Consider the following 16,716-nt stretch of genomic DNA (forward strand, 5'->3'; position numbering starts at 1 on the left):
GTTTTCTCATGTGTTACATATAGTGTGATATAGCCCATGAAGGACAACTCCCCTAATTCCATTGATCTGCGTTTCCCAAGCCAGTTGGATTCATACGTCGTATGGGTTCTTCTGGCTTTTTCCTATCGTGAAAGGGTGTGATGCATCGTGACGGCCGCATTAGAAGGCGTCCGTGTCCTTGATCTGACACGAGTTCTCGCCGGTCCATATTGTTCGATGATCCTCGGGGATTTAGGTGCTGAAATCATCAAAGTCGAAGCTCCGGGGGGCAGTGATGAAACCCGCTCATGGGGCCCACCTTTCAAGGAAGGTGTGAGCGCCTATTATCTTTGTGCTAATCGCAATAAAAAAAGTTTGACGCTCGATTTGAAATCTGAAGAAGGCAGGGAAGTGATGAAACGACTCGTCCGGACATCCGATGTCGTCGTTCATAATTTCAAGACAGGGACGATGGAGCGTCTCGGCTTCAGCTTTGATACCTTACGTAAAATCAATCCTCGTCTTGTCTATTGTTCGATTACAGGATTCGGGGAGACGGGGCCCAGTCGACATCTGCCCGGTTATGATTTCATCATCCAGGCGATGAGTGGTCTGATGAGCATTACAGGCGATGAACAGTCCGGCCCGCAAAAACTCGGAGTGGCCATCACCGACATCCTCACAGGTCTTTATGCCTGCATCGGAATCCAGACCGCTCTCCTCGAACGGGAACGCTCCGGAGAAGGGCAGAAAGTTGATCTGTCCCTGTACGACTCTGCTGTCAGTTCTCTCATTAATATAGGCAGTAATTTTTTAATGAGCGGAAACGTCCCTCAAAGACTCGGAAACAGGCACGCCAACATCGTTCCCTACCAGACCTTCCAATCACAGGATGGTGAGATGGTCATTGCTGTCGGGAACGACCGTCAATTCACTGCATTATGCCAAGTATTAGGACAACCAGCTCTTGCAGCAGACCCTCGTTTTTGCACCAATGCTCAGCGAGTGGAACACCGGGAGGAACTGACCGGAATTCTTCAGGAATCATTCAAGAAAGAAAGAACAGAGATATGGAAAATGCGCTGCCGGGAGAAAAACATCCCGTTCGGACCAATCCAATCGATCAAGGATGTCTACGAAGATGACCAACTCCAGGCAAGAGACATGTTCATCACCTGCCAGCATCCAACGGCCGGTGACATAAAGATGATCGGCAGTCCACTCAAACTATCCCGCACACCGGTGGATTATCAAAAACCCCCTCCGGGACCGGGTGAACATACAGTAGAAATCTTAAAAACACTTGGTTTTGATGAACAGACGATTCTCCAATGGAAAAAGGATGAAAAGGTTTAGGAGGGAACAAAATGGATTTTCAGTACAGTGATGAACAAGTGTTGTTAAGGAAGACGGTCAGAAGTTTTGTCGACCATGAAATCATGCCCTACATCGGTGAGTGGGACGCCAAAGGGCACTTTGATCATCAGACTTTGAAAAAATTAGCAAAGCTTGGTCTCATGGGGGTGTGCATCCCTGAAGCTTACGGAGGTAGTGGAATGGATTATAATTCCCTTGCCATCGTTTGTGAGGAGCTCGAGCGTGGAGATACAGCTTTCCGGACCGCGGTTTCCGTCCATACAGGGCTGAACAGCATGACCCTTTTGCAATGGGCGACTGAGGCACAAAAGCAGAAATATTTATCCCCACAGGCGAACGGGGAGAAAATTGGTGCCTTCGGACTTACAGAGCCCGCCGCTGGATCAGATGTGGCCGCTTTACAGACGACAGCCGTTCATAAAGGAGATCATTATGTCTTGAATGGACAGAAAACGTGGATCTCCTTATGTGATGTCGCCGACCACTTCCTCGTGTTCGCCTACACAGATAAAAGCAAGAAACACCACGGCATTTCCTGCTTTATCGTTGAGCGCACGTTTGAAGGATTTTCATCAAAAGCGACCAAAGGAAAACTCGGCATCCGGGCAGGTAATACAGGTGAATTGTTTTTCGATCAGATGAAAGTCCCTCAAGAAAACCTGCTCGGACAGGAAGGCGATGGATTCAAGATTGCGATGTCTGCCTTGGACAGCGGACGCTTCACTGTAGCTGCAGGAGCCTGCGGGCAGATCATGGCCTGCTTGGAAGCGAGCATCGATTATTGCCATGAACGGGAAACGTTCGGAAAAGAAATCGGCAGACATCAGCTCGTCCAGCAAATGATCGCAAAAATGGAAGCCGGCCTGCAGATGAGCCGCCTACTCGTCTTCCGCGCAGGAGAACTGAAAAACAAAGGCGTCCGGAACACGAGAGAAACATCGCTCGCGAAGTGGCAGGCTTGTGATTTCGCCAACCAGGCAGCTGATGATGCCGTACAGATTCACGGAGCCTACGGTTATTCGAACGAATATCCGGTCGAGCGCTATTTAAGAAATTCCAAAGCACCCGTCATCTATGAAGGGACGCGGGAAATTCACACGATCATGCAGGCGGAATATGTCCTCGGATATCGGACGGACAAACCATTGAGCCGAATGCTTCCTGCTTGGAAAAAATGAATATAAAAAAACAAACGTGTACGTTGTACACGTTTGTTTTTTTACGGTCATTTATGCTCTTCATACTCCCGCTTCAACAGCCCCATCCAAATTGAATCGTGATATTCCCCATCATAGAACAAGTCTTCCCTAATTCTTCCCTCTTCCTGAAAGCCCAGTTTTTTATAGGAATGAATGGCTCGATGGTTAAAAGAAAAGACATCCAGTCCGATTCGGTTCAAATTCAGTTTTTCAAAACCATACTCAATCAAAAGGGCCATCGAAGCAGTGCCATATCCCTTTCCCCAATAGGCTTGATCGAAAATGGAGATGCGCACAACTGCCTTTCGGTTCAAATGATCGATTTCAAGCATCGCCAAGTCCCCGATCATTCGGTTTCCTTCTTTCAGGCAAATAACTAAGTCGATTCTGGAATCGTCCCCTTGAATGCGCTCGAACCACTGCTGGACGCCCAGCCGGCTGAAAAATGCTTGTGTCCCTGTAAGCTTCCTCCCTACTTCATCCCATAACGCCTTTGTATAGAACCACTCTAAATCCTCTTTTTCAATCGGTCTCAAATATAACTGTTCATCTTCTAAAAATTTGATAGGATTTCCTGTCATCCCCCATCCTCCTTCGTCATTCCCTGCTTTAATCATAAATGGATACAGGTTCTGTTGAATAGGACAACTTTGACTTAGAATCGAACAAAGAAAAGCTCACCTGATCAGGTGAGCTTTTCCTTCTTATAAATAATTTTTTTAAGCGTTTCTGGAGAGAGGTGGTACGTCCTCGATAACTCTTCAAAGGACTTCCCTTTTGCATAATCTTTCTTGATGGACATATTCCTCTCTGCCAGTTCGTCTTTTATTCCCGACAAAGCTCCCCACTGTTCATGACGTTCAGGGGATTTCGGCACATAAAGGATTTCTCCCTGGATGTAGGTTTGCAGTTCTTTTAACAGCTTTTGAGGTAAGACTTTTTGTGCATTCACGTACTTCATTTATGCCAGCTCCTTATTAATTGGTGGCTAAATCATAAGGGGCAAAGCCAAATGAATATTTACGCTATGACGATTTAACGAACTCTATCCTCATGCAAAGAATCGCCATAGATTCATTGGCTCTGCATGAGCATTTCTCGTTTTCCCTTTTCTGGAAACCCATAACTCCATGTCTTTCACCTCAATTCATCTTTCATTTTATTTGGATATTCTGATTCGAACAACATAGGAATTATTGTTTCACACTCTTTGATAGGAACAGAGATGCATCCTGTTTCATGAAAATCTGCTTCCCGTAATGGAACGTTTTGACATGGTTGTAAAGGAATCCTGCCTTTGATAATTTCCCTTTCAGCTGATCGTGGGAAAAGCCCGGGTGAACGTTTGGGTGCTCAATCCGGTCGTTCAAGTCGAAATCAACGATTAACAACTCCCCGCCTTCGTTCAGGCAACTGTACATTTTCTCAAGGATTTTATCCGTATTCGGAATATGAAGCAGAACAAGTGACATCAAGATTACATCCACCTTAGTGTCTGGAGATTCAATCATGAAATCTGCACATTCAACAGTGGCGTTGGTCAGGTTTTGTTTTGAAATTTTTGTATGAGCTACATCCAGCATCTGTTGGGATGAATCGACCAGACGAACAGACTGTACAAGGTCCGAGACCTCCAAACCGACAAGGCCTGTTCCGCTGCCATAGTCCAGAAGGCTTTTGGACGAATGATGCTTGAGCTCTTCTCTGACTTCTTGGACGATGATATCAGCTAATTCTTTTCTTTCTTCCGTATCGTATTTTTTGGCCAGTTGTTCAAAAATATTGCTCTCCATGTCTTTTCCTCCATTCGGGATACTGTTCTATGATCCTGTTTGGAAATTTGGATCATCATAATGAGACAACAGACCATTCTTCTCCAGATGATTCTTGATTTCATCCACTAATGGCACGTGAGCAGCCACTGAAAATTTCCATGCCTGCTTCATTAGAAATTCTTCTTTTTCCATCCGCTCCCTAGCTTCAACCAAGTCCTCGAGCGATCGTTTGACCGGTTCCGGATTACTTTTCGCTAGTTGATTACGGTAATGTCTCGTAAAGTCGTTCGCTGTACAACCATTGACCTTAATAAAGTGTTTTTTCAAATTCTTCATAACAAAAGACCGAGTCCGGTCATCAGTGATTCTGTGACCTACGTGATGCAGATGCTTACAATCATGACAAAACCTGCACAGAGACTGGATGTCCTTCAAGATCAACAGGTACCTCTCTTCGTCATAGCTCCATACTTCATGAGCCTGCAGTTTCTCTTCGTCCGAAAATCCGCAGATTTGGCATCGGTGTCCTGCCTGTTCATGGACATGTCTACGAACAGCCGCCCACAATGAATAGGGGATAGCGTCTCTGACGGTTCTATTTTGTGCATAAGGCGGCTTGCGAATTTCAATTGATAATTTCCAACCTGCCATATTGTCCTCCCTATGTAACGTGCAGCAGTGAATGGCCACACGAGTCTCCGTCCCTTCTATGAAAATATTATACGGCTGATGAATAGGTAATGAAAGGAAAATAGCTTGCTCTTCTCTTATTCTGGCTTTCTTCAAAACCTGACCCCCACATTCGTTCTTCCGAAACCAGGTACACCATTCTTTCATTCCGGTACCGGGTACGCAAAAAAAGAGACGCATACCTGGTACCAAATATGTCACTTCTGTACCTGGAACCACAAGAGTAGCTGCCACGAAAACCTTATCCTTGTCGGTATTTTATCGATCTCTACGCATAAATGTGTAAGAAGGAGGCGTTGTGTATGGGGGATCTGGTTCCCTTTCCAAAAAAAGAGCCGACAGAATTCATCGTGCTGACCCCTGAAGAACGAGAAGAATTCGCCCATTTGACCTACCAGTTGATGGTAGAAGAAAGAATCATTCCATTCCTGCGATCTAAACGTCGGTTGAAAAAATTGATGAAAATCGGGTTAGAACGCGCAAAAGAGGAAGGTTACCATAAATAGGACCTTCCTCTTTTCTCACTCTTTCCATAAAAACGAACTCCCATCCTGCATGACCACATTCGGATGCTGATTCAATTCCTTCGCAAGGGATAACAAGGCTTCATCTTTATATTTTGCCTCAATCATACAGTCAATATGGTCTGTAGATCCATTGGTCTTCCTGACAAAATCCAGGAACATGCCGGTATCGATATAATCCGCATGACTTTTAAAGTCTTTCCCACTTTTAGGACTGGATATATGCATCTTAACTGGAAGTGGGGAATGTTTCCATGTATGGACGACCCGCTGCCAATGCATTTCCCAAGGGTCGCCATCATTATTGGCAAAATGGTGGTGCAAATCGAATACGAGCGGAATGTTCAGCTTTTCGCAAACATAAAGACCATCGTTCAGCGTGTAGGATGTATCATCGTTTTCAAGCATCACCATCTTTTGGATACCGGCCGGCACTGAAGCCCAATTTTCAATAAAACGCTCAAGCGATTTTTCCTTGTCATTGTAACGGCCTCCGATGTGGAACACACACCTGTGGACAGGATCGATGCCCATGTAATGGAGAAGGAGATAGTGATATTTGAGAACCTTCATAGACGTTTTAAAAATCTCCCGGTCTGGAGAATTAATAACGACGAAATGGTCAGGATGAAAGTCAATCCTCATGCTGTTTTCGTTCGCAAAAGCCCCTAATTCTTCCAGGTCTTCCTTTATCGGCTTCAAGTAATCCCACTCGCTGAGCTGTTCGTGTGTGGCCAGTGGGACAAGTCGTGAACTCAATCTAAAAAAATGGATGTCATGGGCTTTGTTATGTTTCAATAACCTCAAGCAGTTATGGATGTTCGATTTCACAATTCTCTCCAACTTGCGGGTGGCTGCTTCTACATCTCTCATTTCTGAAAAGCGTTTATTGGTTTGAGAGGGCGAGGCATTTTGCACATTCAAACTCATCGCCACATAACCAAGCCGGTACAAAGTCATCCTGTTCACCTTTTTCTTTTTTGCTTAGCTTGTGCGCCTAGAGTACTCCTTATGTAGGGAAGGAACGATCTGAATTTGAGACTACAACGTACCTGTAATCAAAAGAGGAAGGAATACGAGTAAGAGAAGCCGCAGCATAACGTTACGGCCCTCAGAAAAGAAATGCTTTCCTGATAAGCATTAAAAGTCAGTAAACCAATCATTCTATATGGTTTACCGCATGTAAACTGGCCTGTACGATAAACCTTTCTGGAGCGCTGCCGATAAAATCAAAAGGATAGCACGTCGTCAGTGTAAGTGTCGGTGTTTCACGGTCCACGATGACCGTTCTGTCGTCTTCATCGGTCACCCATGTCTTTTCCACTATATATTCATACCTTTTCTCTTCGTATTCAAAGAATAAAGAATCTCCTTTTTCGATATCCCCAAGCTTTGTAAATACCGTATCCCGGTGGCCGCTTAAAACCGTATGGCGCTTTTCGTCAGGAGTGGTCGTCCACGGGCTGACGAACATTCCAACCCCTTTATGCAAAGCGTTCTCATCGGTGCCCCAGTACGTAGAATACCCGCTGTTTAACAATGGAATGATCAAACGACCTACTTCCTCTCCTTTTTCAACACCAGTTTTCTCATTAGAAAACGTAGGTTCTTCTACTTCCTGAACCTCGGGTCTCACCCAGACTTTCTTTTGAATCTCTCCCTCCGTCTGCCATCCACTCATCTCTTCGGAACTGACTTTTTCAACCGCTCTTGTCGAATCCCACCATTGGAAGGAAAAATACATCGTGGATATGAACCCGGTGATAACAAGAGCATATAAGAATTTATTCAGCATGACGCCCTCTCCTTCCACTGGCTTTCTATAAACTATGTAATCTGATTCCATTATTGATCACACGGAATTTCCATTCATTTTCCAATAACCTATTAGCGGGTAAAATAAACCTTTCTGATGGTATAAAAAAGGCAGACAACTGTATGTTGTCTGCCCCTCTTCTTACTCTCCGCTTAAGTAGCCATTTTCATTCAAGAATGTTTCCGCCACTTCTCTGACGGAACGCTCTTCTACGTCCACTTCATAGTTCAATTTACGCATCGTTTCACTATCAAGCTCAGTCAAAGGTTTAAGGATTTCTTCAATCTCAGATTTGTTTTCATGGGTTTCCTTCGTCATAACCAAAGCCGCATTATAAGAAGGGAAGAAGCTTTGATCATCTTCGAGATTGATCAAATCAAGCTCTTCAATCCGGCTGTCTGTGGAGAATCCTACAGCTACGTCGACTTCATCTTTATCAATCGCATCGTACTGAAGACCATAGGTCATTTCTGACACGTTTTCATCACCAAAGTTGAAACCGTACAATTCCTCAACCCCAGGCAGACCATCTTCACGTTCTGCGAATTCTGCATCTGTCCCGAATTTCAATTCTTCAGGGTTGTCATTGATGTATGCGGCTAGATCACTAATAGACTGGATACCTAGTTCATCCGCTTGTTCTTTCTGCATGACAAGCGTGTACGTATTGTTCACATCTGAGAGGTTCGTCCAATACACGTCGTTACGTTCCATATCCAATTCTTTCACCGTGTCAAAAGCTTCCTGAGTATCAGCGATCGGTTCTTCTTCCATGTAAGTGACAAGACCTGTCCCAGTGTAATCCCAGGATACATCCACCTGTCCGTTCGTCAAGGCCTGACGCAGGGCAGAACTGCCAAGGTTACTCTTTTCCTCAACCGTATATCCTTGATCTTCAAGCATGATCGTAGACATTTGAGCAAGCAGGAACTGCTCCGTAAAGTTTTTTGCACCTACCGTTACTTTCTTTTCATCGCTGCCGCAAGCGGCAAGGACGAGAGCACTTAAAAGCATCGTGATCATGGCAACATGTATCTTTTTCATCCTTCATTCCTCCTGTTTATACTGATTCAATCGCTGATTTACGGGCTAAGCGGATCCCCTTCGGCACGAGCAGATGCTCGACGCCTCTGAATATTAAGTCAACAACGACCGCAAGCAGTGTAACCGGGACGGCACCGCTGATCAGAGTCTGGTTATCAAACAATTGGATCCCCGTGAAAATCCATACACCTAATCCGCCACCACCGATCAAATAAGCAAGCGCGGCTGTCCCGATATTCAAGACGACAGCCGTCCGTATGCCGGCAATGATCGATGAAGCTGCAGATGGCAGTTCGATCTTGAATAAGACTTGTGCCGGTGTCAGTCCCATCCCTTTTGCTGCGTCCTTCATTTCAGGACGGACTGAATCCAGCCCGGCAATCGTATTTTGTAAAATGGGAAGTAACGAATAAATATAGAGCGCGACAATCGCAGCTTTCACCCCGATTCCTAAGAAACCCATAGCGAGGGCCAGAACAGCAAGACTCGGGATGGTCTGGCCCAAGTTCGCCATATTTACGATCAACCACTCCGAACGGCGGAAGGAAGGTCTCGTAATAAGGATTCCGAGCGGAACTGAAGTAAGAATGGCAAGGCCCGCTGATATTAATACGAGTTCCATATGTCTCGTGAGCAGTTCCATGAACTTAGTGGGCTCATCGAAAATCTTACCGAACATGTTCTCGCTGAACGCCCAGAAAAAGAAGGCGATTACAAGGGCCCAGAGGATGATTCGGATGACATAGGACGTCACTTTTTTTGCGTTCATCTTTTAGCCTCCTTTATGCGCCTTTCACTTCTTGGTGCAGGAATTTTTCAATCAAGTCGAAGGTCAGGCTTCCTTTTGCCTGGCCTTGGCGATCGACGATCACCAGTTGATCCGCTTCCTGATTCAACAGCATGCTGATTGCGATTCTTAAAGAAGTATCGATCGAAATTTCTTTTGTATCCATAATCGTCTCTTCCTTATGCTTCAATCCGAACGTCGTAACCAGATCTTCGACACTGTAGAGAGACATGCTCCTCAACACCCGATCCTTCCCTACGAAATCGGATACAAAATCGTTGTTTGGGCGGATGAGCAGTTCTGACGGACGGTCATACTGCTGAACTTTCCCATCACGAAGCAAGGCGATTTTATCCCCCATGCGTACGGCTTCATCAATATCATGACTGACGAACAAGATGGTCTTTTTCACTTCTCTTTGAATGGCCAGAAATTCGTCCTGGACTTTTTCCCTGATGATTGGGTCTAGAGCTCCAAACGGTTCATCCATAAGCATCACTGGCGGGTCAGCAGCCATCGCACGGGCAACCCCTATCCGCTGCTGCTGACCTCCGGAAAGTTCATGCGGGAACCTTCGCCGGTAGTCATCCGGGTTAAGACCGACCAAATCCATTAAGTAATTGAAACGGTCTTTTTTCTTTTTGCGGTCCCAACCGAGAAGATCAGGGACGATCATGGTGTTATCTTCAATCGTCATGTTCGGGAAAAGACCATTGCTTTGAATGACATACCCTGTATTCCTCCGCATTTTGATCTTATCCATTTCGCGTACATTTTGACCTTGAATTTTGATCTCCCCGCCCGAAATGGATTCCAATTGGTTGACCATACGAAGAAGAGTTGTTTTCCCGCAGCCGGAAGGTCCAAGAAGAATGACAAGTTCTCCATCTTCAACGGTCATGGAAATATCATCAATGGCTTTGACATCCCCACCATAAACTTTCGTTACATCATTAAATTCAATCATGCGTCCACCTCTTTCTTTACGATCTAATACCTTTCGGCGTAATCCGGGCCTGAATGAATTTCAGGAGAAAGTCTGCAGCGAGTGCAAGCAGAGATACGAAAACCGCTCCCGCTAATACCATATTGCTGCTTCCCCGGCTGATGCCAGAGTTAATCAAAACCCCCAAACCACCCGATCCGATAAATGCGGCAATCGCACCAATTCCGATGTTCAAAACGGTAGCTGTACGGACACCCGCCATGATCAACGGAAGAGCGTTCGGAATTTCAACCTTCACAAGACGCTGGAAAGTCGTCATCCCAATTCCTTTAGCGGCATCCCTTATATTCGGGTCTACGTTTTGGATGGCTGTGTATGTGTTTCTAATGATCGGCAGTTGGGAATAGAGCACCAAGGCGATCAATGCTGGTAAAAATCCAATTCCTTGTCCAATAAGAGAGAGGACAGGAATCATAATACCGAACAAAGCGATACTTGGAATCGTGATAATAATAGACGCTACCTGCAGGATGGTTTCTGCCAAATATTTATTCGTAGTTAAATAGATTCCGAGCGGAACTCCGATTAATATGGCGATGACAATCGCAATACCAACGAGCTGCAGATGCTCCATCGTATAAGAAAAAATCGTCCCCCATTCTCGTTGGACGTAATTCATAAAGTCGGCCATCTTTTATGTACACCTCCTAAATCTAAACGTTTCATCGCTTTAACTATTAGCAAACGAATACAATGTTACACAAAATAAAGTTTATACACAAATAAAACTTTGTACAGTATATCCTGTACAAAGTTCAATAAAACGCTTACAATTATGAAAAATCTCCATCATTCGACCTTTTCCTCCAATATTCTACCTAATTTGAAATTTCTACAAATAAAGTTCCGTCAGGGTTGACTTGAGCGACCAGGACTTCTGTCTGATTCGTCACGCCATGTGTCTTTAACTGATCGCTTAGCCAGGCTTGACTGTACCCACTTGCATTCAATTGATCAACGAGGATTTGTCCCTGCACCATGACTACATGAGAGAACACAGCAGGTTTCGGTTCTATTTTCATATCACGAGGGTTAAGAGGGGAATAGTCGGCTTTTCGCAAAACACTTACGGAACCATCCGTTTCCAAAATGGCGGTCTGAACCTCACTGAAGCTGAATACTCCTGCTTTCCTCAATTCAGCAATAAGTTCGTCAACGTTGAAACGTACTTTTTTCATGTTCTCCACTATAATTTTCCCATTGTCAATCAGCATCGTCGGTTTACTGTTCACCAACTTCCGGATCGTTAAACTTTTGATGGTTAAATAATCAATCAGGAGCACCAGCACAGCAAACGTCAACAAACCTAAGGATCCTCTTGCCAGACTGACACTGGGGGAGAGGAAGGTCGTTGCCGTCATAGACCCCATCGTGATCCCAGCGATAAAATCGAACAATGTCATCTGTGAAATCAGTTTTTTACTAAGGATTCTTGCTAAAACGTACAACCATATAAATACGGTCACACCTTTGACGATGAATTCCCAGCCAATATCCATATATGCTGTGCCCCTCCTTTTCGGATAGTATCCGTTGGAAAGGAAGGAATTATGTCCTTTTGATCCAGCAGTAAAAAAACAGCAGCCCTGTTTCAGGCTGCTGTTCCTTTCAATCATTCCGGTTCCGGAAGATACTTTGTATAGAAAGCCCCTAGAATGAAGCACACTCCGAGGGTGAACCATATCACAATGCCACCGAGCTCGAACATATAGGAGAGCAGAGCGACTACAGGTGCGAGGATAAACGCACCAGGGGTCACATAGCTTTTCCATCCGTGGGAATTTTTCATATCTTTCCTCCGCTTATAGAGGATGAACGTATAAAAAACTACGAGTACAACGGTTATTCCAATCATCAACAATTCCAAATTTCATTCTCCCCGCTTATGTATTTCTTTTCCTGTAATCCTGTTACACGTTTATCGAGTGCAGTTAAGGGCCCCTCCCTCCTTTTTGGAAAGACATCTAACGCTTCATCTTATCGTCAGAGAATTTGTAGGAAGTGGTCGGAGGAATGCCTGGATTTCCGTGAGGTACTGTGAGCCGCCTCCGGCTCTGCTTCCGTGTTCTCCTGTTGTGTCGGGTACTCCATAGAAGTCTCAACCACCGTATAGGAAGAAGCACGAAAAGACCTCGGATCGAACATATGAATCATTTATCCCTCTTCAACAAGATGTTTGTTTAATCAAGTAAGATAAAAGCATGAAAAAAGCTTTTATCTACGGGGTTAATACAGCGCTCAGGACGAAAACTCCTATAAAGTAAAAGCCGATTAAAGCTTTCCATGACAATGGCTTTCTCATGAAACCAATTATCTTCCTCAGCCATCGGAAAAGAGAATACATGAAAAGAAACAATAGTCCATATCCAATGAAGCTCCATCCTTCACCGATGAGGATGACGAGTGTGTTATGGAGTAACGTGAACAAAAGCATGAACAACAGAAACCATAGCTGTTTGAACTTAGCAAAATCGCTTTTCCTTGGTCGTTTTTCCTGCTGCATAAGCGAACCCCTCTCATATTGAAGCGCTGTCATTCCCCATAACCTTACCACTACCAGTTCCTTCTAGTCAAAGTAGTCCAGAAGAACTTTTTGGAATCTCTCTTTTTCTTCCAAATGCGGGTAATGGTTGCTCATTGTGAAAACGATATGGTCAGCCCCTGGAATAGCATCAGCCATTTCTTTCGAGTATTCAGGGGGACACTGGACATCATACGCTCCAGAAATGATCACCGTTTCTGCCGCGATTAGTGGAAGCTTCCGACTCACATCAAAAGTATGTAGTTCTCTTGAGAAAAAATTCATACGGGAAGTCGACATCTTTTTTTCAATCGAACCATTAAAATAATGGTCATGAAGATCCGGGTCTCTTAACGATAGTTTCGTCCGTTCCGTCGTCAGTATTCTCCTGGATTCAGGAGAAAGGTCTTTTTGTTTCAAAGACTCAACCAATCGCTGCATCTTGGAAAAATCGGGATGGGAGCTGTGATAAATGCAATCTTCTGAGAACGTCATATATTCCCGGGCTGCCGCATTCGCAATGATCAACGGGTGAAGATGAATAGAGAAGTAAATTCCATACACGACTCCTAGCATCCCACCGGTAGAGTGGCCTGCAAATCCCCACCGGTCAAGGCCGACCCCCTCCCTTACAGCTTCCAAATCAAGCACACTGTCCAACATCGTCATCTCATGGGCAGCTGTTACTTGATCTGAATTCCCACAGTTTTTCAGGTTGATTAAATAAACATGATGAGTATCGACGAATGCCTCTGCAAAGTAGTCTCCCGTTTCATTGAATTCCGAATATAAATGCGTGACCGCAAGAGGAGGACCTTCCCCTTTTTCAAACACTTCAAAAACACCTCGTTCTGTCTCGATCATCCTTGTTTCCCACTTCATACAGGTTCCCCTTTCTATATGAATAGTCTCCTCTACGATACCATATATGAAAGCGGTTTAATTAAAGAGTGCAGTTGTCGATCGATGACTGTTTGGTTGGTTCCAGGTACGGATTTTCGGGATAAGGTTCCCGGTACAGTGCTCTGCCGTTTTGGTACCGCGAACCGGAAAGTTAGATAGCGTACCTGGTACCGAATGAACAAAACGCAAAACCGGTACATCCATACTCCCTATGTGTACCTGGTACCCAATAGAGAAGGACAAGTACCAGGAGTGCTGTTCGACTTTTCACAATGTGAGCCGAAACGTTTGCTTGAATGGGTTTGCTCTGAAATAATAAAAACAAAATCAATGGACGGGGGTTTTTTGATGGAACGTTTCATCCGCTCCGATCAATATCACTTCATAAAACATCAGGCATATACCCTGCTGAATGGCCATATGACTACGAATGACCGTGCTGTCACCCAGGCACTCAAGTCTATGGCGGAGGAAAAAGTACTTGAACTATTCGAGGGTTTAGATGATGTTCACAAACAATTAATTGCTCAAGCGAGTAAGGTCGAGGATGAAACAGATGCCATCCTCTATTTTTCCAGACTGAAACAATACGTGGTCCCTTTTCCAAAGCTTAGCGAAGACGATATGAAGCGACTATTCCCTAAAGTAAAAAAGTTGAAAGTCCCTGCCATTCCAGAAGAAGAGTGGACTGACCTCTCCTATATCGGTTGGAACGATGTAGCTGCCAATCGTAAATATATGATCTCGACAGTAGATGGTGAGCTAACCGGTGTATACGGACATTACAAACCGTTGCAGCAGAAAGGCATCTGCTCCATTTGCCATGAACAAGAAAAAGTGGGCATGTTCACAGCTACGATCGAAGGCAGAAGGGATGAGGAAACCGTGAGTCGGGGCAATTACATTTGCCATGACAGCCGGAAATGCAATGAAAACATTCAGAGCCGGACACATCTTGAATCCTTCATCAAACGAATGAAAGAATAATAAAAACAGGTCCTTTCCTATACAGGAAGGACCTGTTTTATTATTCTTGTTCCGTCTCATAATCAGGTGAAACCGCTTTTCGGATGAATAATGCAACGACAAAAGTTATACCCGCAAGACCTAAAGCAAACCAATAAGCCTGGTGGACCCCGGCAGTCATAGCCTGATCCATCATTTCTACAGTCTTTTCACCTGTTTGGTTCCTGAGGTAATTTCTTTCTCCCTGACTCAGAATGCTCACAAATATTGACACTCCGAGAGCCCCACCGATCGGCTGCAGCGTGTTGGCAATCGCTGTTCCATGAGGATATAAGTGTTTCGGCAGTTCGTTCAAAGCGTTCGTCTGTGAAGGCATGAGCACAGCCGACACAGATAACATGAGCAAAATATATGCGAGTATGAACGACCAGGCCGGAATTTCAGGGTTGATGTTACTGAAAAACACCATGACAGCTACTAATGCAAGCGTACCTGGGATGATCAGCTTTCTTGGCCCGAACTTGTCAAAAAGCGTTCCCATAACCGGTGACATTAAGCCATTCAATAGTGCGCCCGGAAGAAGCAGTAAACCTGCTGCTTTCGCGGAGAAACCTAAAGGCCCCTGCAGGTACATGGGCATGACGATTTCTGAAGCAAACATCGCCATAATGACGATTACGAATATGGTAATGCCTCTTGCATAACTTTTATACCTAAAAACCCGGACATCCAATAACGGTTCTTCCAATCGCAGCTGCCTAAAAATAAAGAACAGCAGACTGAGAAAAGCGACAGTGAGTATCATTAAAATCGTCGGTGAGGAGAAACCAGCTCCACTCTCCCCTGCACTGCTGAAGCCATAAACGATTCCGCCGATCCCGATCGACGAAAGGATAATCGATAGCACATCCGCTTTCGGACGGGTCACTTCCCCAACATTTTCTAAATATTTGACGGCAAACAGGATCGAGAACAGAGCGAATGGAATGACGGTGATGAACAACCATCTCCAACCTAAAAAGTCGACAATGACCCCCGATAGTGTCGGACCGATGGCTGGTGCGAACATAATGACAAGACCGAATGTCCCCATAATCCGCCCGCGCACTTCTGGTTCATATAACAAAAGAAGAGCGTTCATGATTACAGGAATTAACAAACCTGTCCCCACGGCCTGTATCATTCGACCGGCAAGCAGCATCGGAAAATTAAAGGCAGCAGCGGCAATGATGGTACCTGCAAGGAACACCGTCATGACTCCTATGAACATCTGTCTCGTTGTAAACCATTGGATCAATAAAGCTGAAACTGGCATGAGAACACCCATCACCAGCATAAAACCTGTGGCCATCCATTGGACCGTTGGTGCCTTCAGGCCAAATACTTCCATTAATTCCGTCAGAGCTATGTTCAATAGCGTTTCATTAAGAACAGCAAAAAACGCTCCGATCATAAAGGTTACAAGAATGATTTTTCTGTTGTATTGCTTTTCCATAACGATCCCTCGAATTCTCTTTCTATATTTGAGCCTTCCTTATCTTATACCTTCCACTCATCTGCCAGCAATCCATAAACCTTGTGATCGACATAATGATCATACAACCACTCGACTGAGCGGATTCTTCCTTCCTCCTGGAAACCCAGGCGCTTAGGAATAGCTGCACTCTTCTCATTTTCTGCTGCTACCCGGATTTCTACACGATTCATATTCATATGTGAAAATGCATGGTCAATCAAAGCTTCGACTACCCGGGACATGACTCCTTTTCCTTGGAACGAATCTCCCAGCCAATAACCGATTTTCACCATTTCATGATCAGCATCGATTTCATTATAACCGGCCACACCGGCCACTTCACCATGATACATAACCAGGGTTGTCAAACTTCTCCCCTCTGCATACCCCTTTCTCCCTGACTCGATGAATGCCTTTGTATCCTCTATGGTCTTGGTAGTGTCCAGCCAGGGCAGCCACTCTCTGAGATGTTCACGCGAGTCATCCGTGACACGGAACAAAGCTTCGGCATCATTTTTCTCAGGAAGCTTTAACATCATTTCTTTATCAATGCTATGTACAAACATACTTTCTCCCCCTTTTTCATCATTTTACCATGAACCTTTGACAAGGA

General features: G+C 44.8%; 20 protein-coding genes. 4 read left to right on the forward strand and 16 right to left on the reverse strand.

Translation table 11 applies throughout. The features are described 5' to 3' along the window. Positions 1 to 147: 147 nt before the first annotated feature. Together ACXADE_RS11800 and ACXADE_RS11805 are read left to right on the forward strand one after the other, a co-directional pair. A complete protein-coding gene (locus tag ACXADE_RS11800; protein WP_474980661.1) occupies positions 148 to 1,335 on the forward strand; it encodes a CaiB/BaiF CoA transferase family protein in 1,188 nt (395 codons plus the stop codon). Between the two features lie 11 nt (positions 1,336 to 1,346). After that, positions 1,347 to 2,534: an acyl-CoA dehydrogenase family protein gene (locus tag ACXADE_RS11805; protein WP_474980662.1), complete on the forward strand. Its 1,188-nt coding sequence runs from the start codon at positions 1,347 to 1,349 to the stop codon at positions 2,532 to 2,534. A 47-nt stretch (positions 2,535 to 2,581) separates the two neighbouring features. On the opposite strand, the gene ACXADE_RS11810 is transcribed toward ACXADE_RS11805, so the two are convergent. From ACXADE_RS11810 to ACXADE_RS11825, 4 genes are all read right to left on the reverse strand, one after another. Continuing rightward, a complete protein-coding gene (locus ACXADE_RS11810; RefSeq protein WP_474980663.1) occupies positions 2,582 to 3,136 on the reverse strand; it encodes a GNAT family N-acetyltransferase in 555 nt (184 codons plus the stop codon). Positions 3,137 to 3,240: 104 nt separating this feature from the next. Beyond that, positions 3,241 to 3,516, reverse strand: coding sequence for a CD3324 family protein (locus tag ACXADE_RS11815; RefSeq protein WP_474980664.1), 276 nt, complete (start codon positions 3,514 to 3,516; stop codon positions 3,241 to 3,243). Positions 3,517 to 3,748: 232 nt separating this feature from the next. Further along, on the reverse strand, positions 3,749 to 4,348 hold the full coding sequence (locus ACXADE_RS11820; protein WP_474980665.1) for a class I SAM-dependent methyltransferase: 600 nt from the start codon (positions 4,346 to 4,348) through the stop codon (positions 3,749 to 3,751). 27 nt (positions 4,349 to 4,375) lie between these two features. Further along, positions 4,376 to 5,116, reverse strand: coding sequence for a hypothetical protein (locus ACXADE_RS11825; RefSeq protein ID WP_474980666.1), 741 nt, complete (start codon positions 5,114 to 5,116; stop codon positions 4,376 to 4,378). A gap of 206 nt (positions 5,117 to 5,322) precedes the next feature. On the opposite strand from ACXADE_RS11825, the gene ACXADE_RS11830 reads away from it, so the two are divergent. After that, on the forward strand, positions 5,323 to 5,526 hold the full coding sequence (locus tag ACXADE_RS11830) for a hypothetical protein (RefSeq protein ID WP_474980667.1): 204 nt from the start codon (positions 5,323 to 5,325) through the stop codon (positions 5,524 to 5,526). A gap of 15 nt (positions 5,527 to 5,541) precedes the next feature. On the opposite strand, the gene uvsE is transcribed toward ACXADE_RS11830, so the two are convergent. From uvsE to ACXADE_RS11880, 10 genes are all read right to left on the reverse strand, one after another. After that, positions 5,542 to 6,504, reverse strand: a complete 963-nt coding sequence (gene uvsE, locus ACXADE_RS11835) for a UV DNA damage repair endonuclease UvsE (RefSeq protein ID WP_474980668.1) — start codon at positions 6,502 to 6,504, stop codon at positions 5,542 to 5,544. 199 nt (positions 6,505 to 6,703) lie between these two features. After that, entirely contained in the window at positions 6,704 to 7,339 is a 636-nt protein-coding gene (locus ACXADE_RS11840) for a class D sortase (protein WP_474980669.1), read from the reverse strand. Between the two features lie 162 nt (positions 7,340 to 7,501). After that, entirely contained in the window at positions 7,502 to 8,404 is a 903-nt protein-coding gene (locus ACXADE_RS11845) for an ABC transporter substrate-binding protein (RefSeq protein ID WP_474980670.1), read from the reverse strand. A gap of 16 nt (positions 8,405 to 8,420) precedes the next feature. Then, positions 8,421 to 9,173, reverse strand: coding sequence for an ABC transporter permease (locus tag ACXADE_RS11850; RefSeq protein WP_474980671.1), 753 nt, complete (start codon positions 9,171 to 9,173; stop codon positions 8,421 to 8,423). Between the two features lie 13 nt (positions 9,174 to 9,186). Beyond that, a complete protein-coding gene (locus ACXADE_RS11855; RefSeq protein ID WP_474980672.1) occupies positions 9,187 to 10,158 on the reverse strand; it encodes an ABC transporter ATP-binding protein in 972 nt (323 codons plus the stop codon). Positions 10,159 to 10,174: 16 nt separating this feature from the next. Beyond that, the gene (locus ACXADE_RS11860; RefSeq protein ID WP_474980673.1) at positions 10,175 to 10,828 is read right to left on the reverse strand and encodes an ABC transporter permease; all 654 of its coding nucleotides are present in this window, start codon (positions 10,826 to 10,828) and stop codon (positions 10,175 to 10,177) included. Between the two features lie 187 nt (positions 10,829 to 11,015). Continuing rightward, positions 11,016 to 11,696, reverse strand: a complete 681-nt coding sequence (locus ACXADE_RS11865) for a DUF421 domain-containing protein (RefSeq protein ID WP_474980674.1) — start codon at positions 11,694 to 11,696, stop codon at positions 11,016 to 11,018. A 113-nt stretch (positions 11,697 to 11,809) separates the two neighbouring features. Then, on the reverse strand, positions 11,810 to 12,064 hold the full coding sequence (locus tag ACXADE_RS11870) for a hypothetical protein (RefSeq protein ID WP_474980675.1): 255 nt from the start codon (positions 12,062 to 12,064) through the stop codon (positions 11,810 to 11,812). 351 nt (positions 12,065 to 12,415) lie between these two features. Further along, positions 12,416 to 12,700 carry a hypothetical protein gene (locus tag ACXADE_RS11875; protein ID WP_474980676.1) on the reverse strand — a complete coding sequence of 95 codons (285 nt, stop codon included), beginning with the start codon at positions 12,698 to 12,700 and terminating at the stop codon, positions 12,416 to 12,418. A 63-nt stretch (positions 12,701 to 12,763) separates the two neighbouring features. Further along, the gene (locus ACXADE_RS11880; RefSeq protein ID WP_474980677.1) at positions 12,764 to 13,600 is read right to left on the reverse strand and encodes an alpha/beta fold hydrolase; all 837 of its coding nucleotides are present in this window, start codon (positions 13,598 to 13,600) and stop codon (positions 12,764 to 12,766) included. Between the two features lie 369 nt (positions 13,601 to 13,969). Between ACXADE_RS11880 and ACXADE_RS11885 the strand changes: the two genes are divergently transcribed. Next, positions 13,970 to 14,608, forward strand: a complete 639-nt coding sequence (locus ACXADE_RS11885) for a FusB/FusC family EF-G-binding protein (protein ID WP_474980678.1) — start codon at positions 13,970 to 13,972, stop codon at positions 14,606 to 14,608. A 40-nt stretch (positions 14,609 to 14,648) separates the two neighbouring features. Here the strand turns inward: ACXADE_RS11885 and ACXADE_RS11890 are convergent, their stop codons facing one another. Together ACXADE_RS11890 and ACXADE_RS11895 are read right to left on the reverse strand one after the other, a co-directional pair. Then, positions 14,649 to 16,082 (reverse strand): MDR family MFS transporter, encoded by a 1,434-nt coding sequence (locus tag ACXADE_RS11890; protein WP_474980679.1) that lies wholly within the window; start codon positions 16,080 to 16,082, stop codon positions 14,649 to 14,651. 44 nt (positions 16,083 to 16,126) lie between these two features. Continuing rightward, positions 16,127 to 16,669: a GNAT family N-acetyltransferase gene (locus ACXADE_RS11895; protein ID WP_474980680.1), complete on the reverse strand. Its 543-nt coding sequence runs from the start codon at positions 16,667 to 16,669 to the stop codon at positions 16,127 to 16,129. Between the last annotated feature and the right edge of the window lie 47 nt (positions 16,670 to 16,716).

Source organism: Halobacillus sp. ABR2_026, assembly GCF_056158545.1.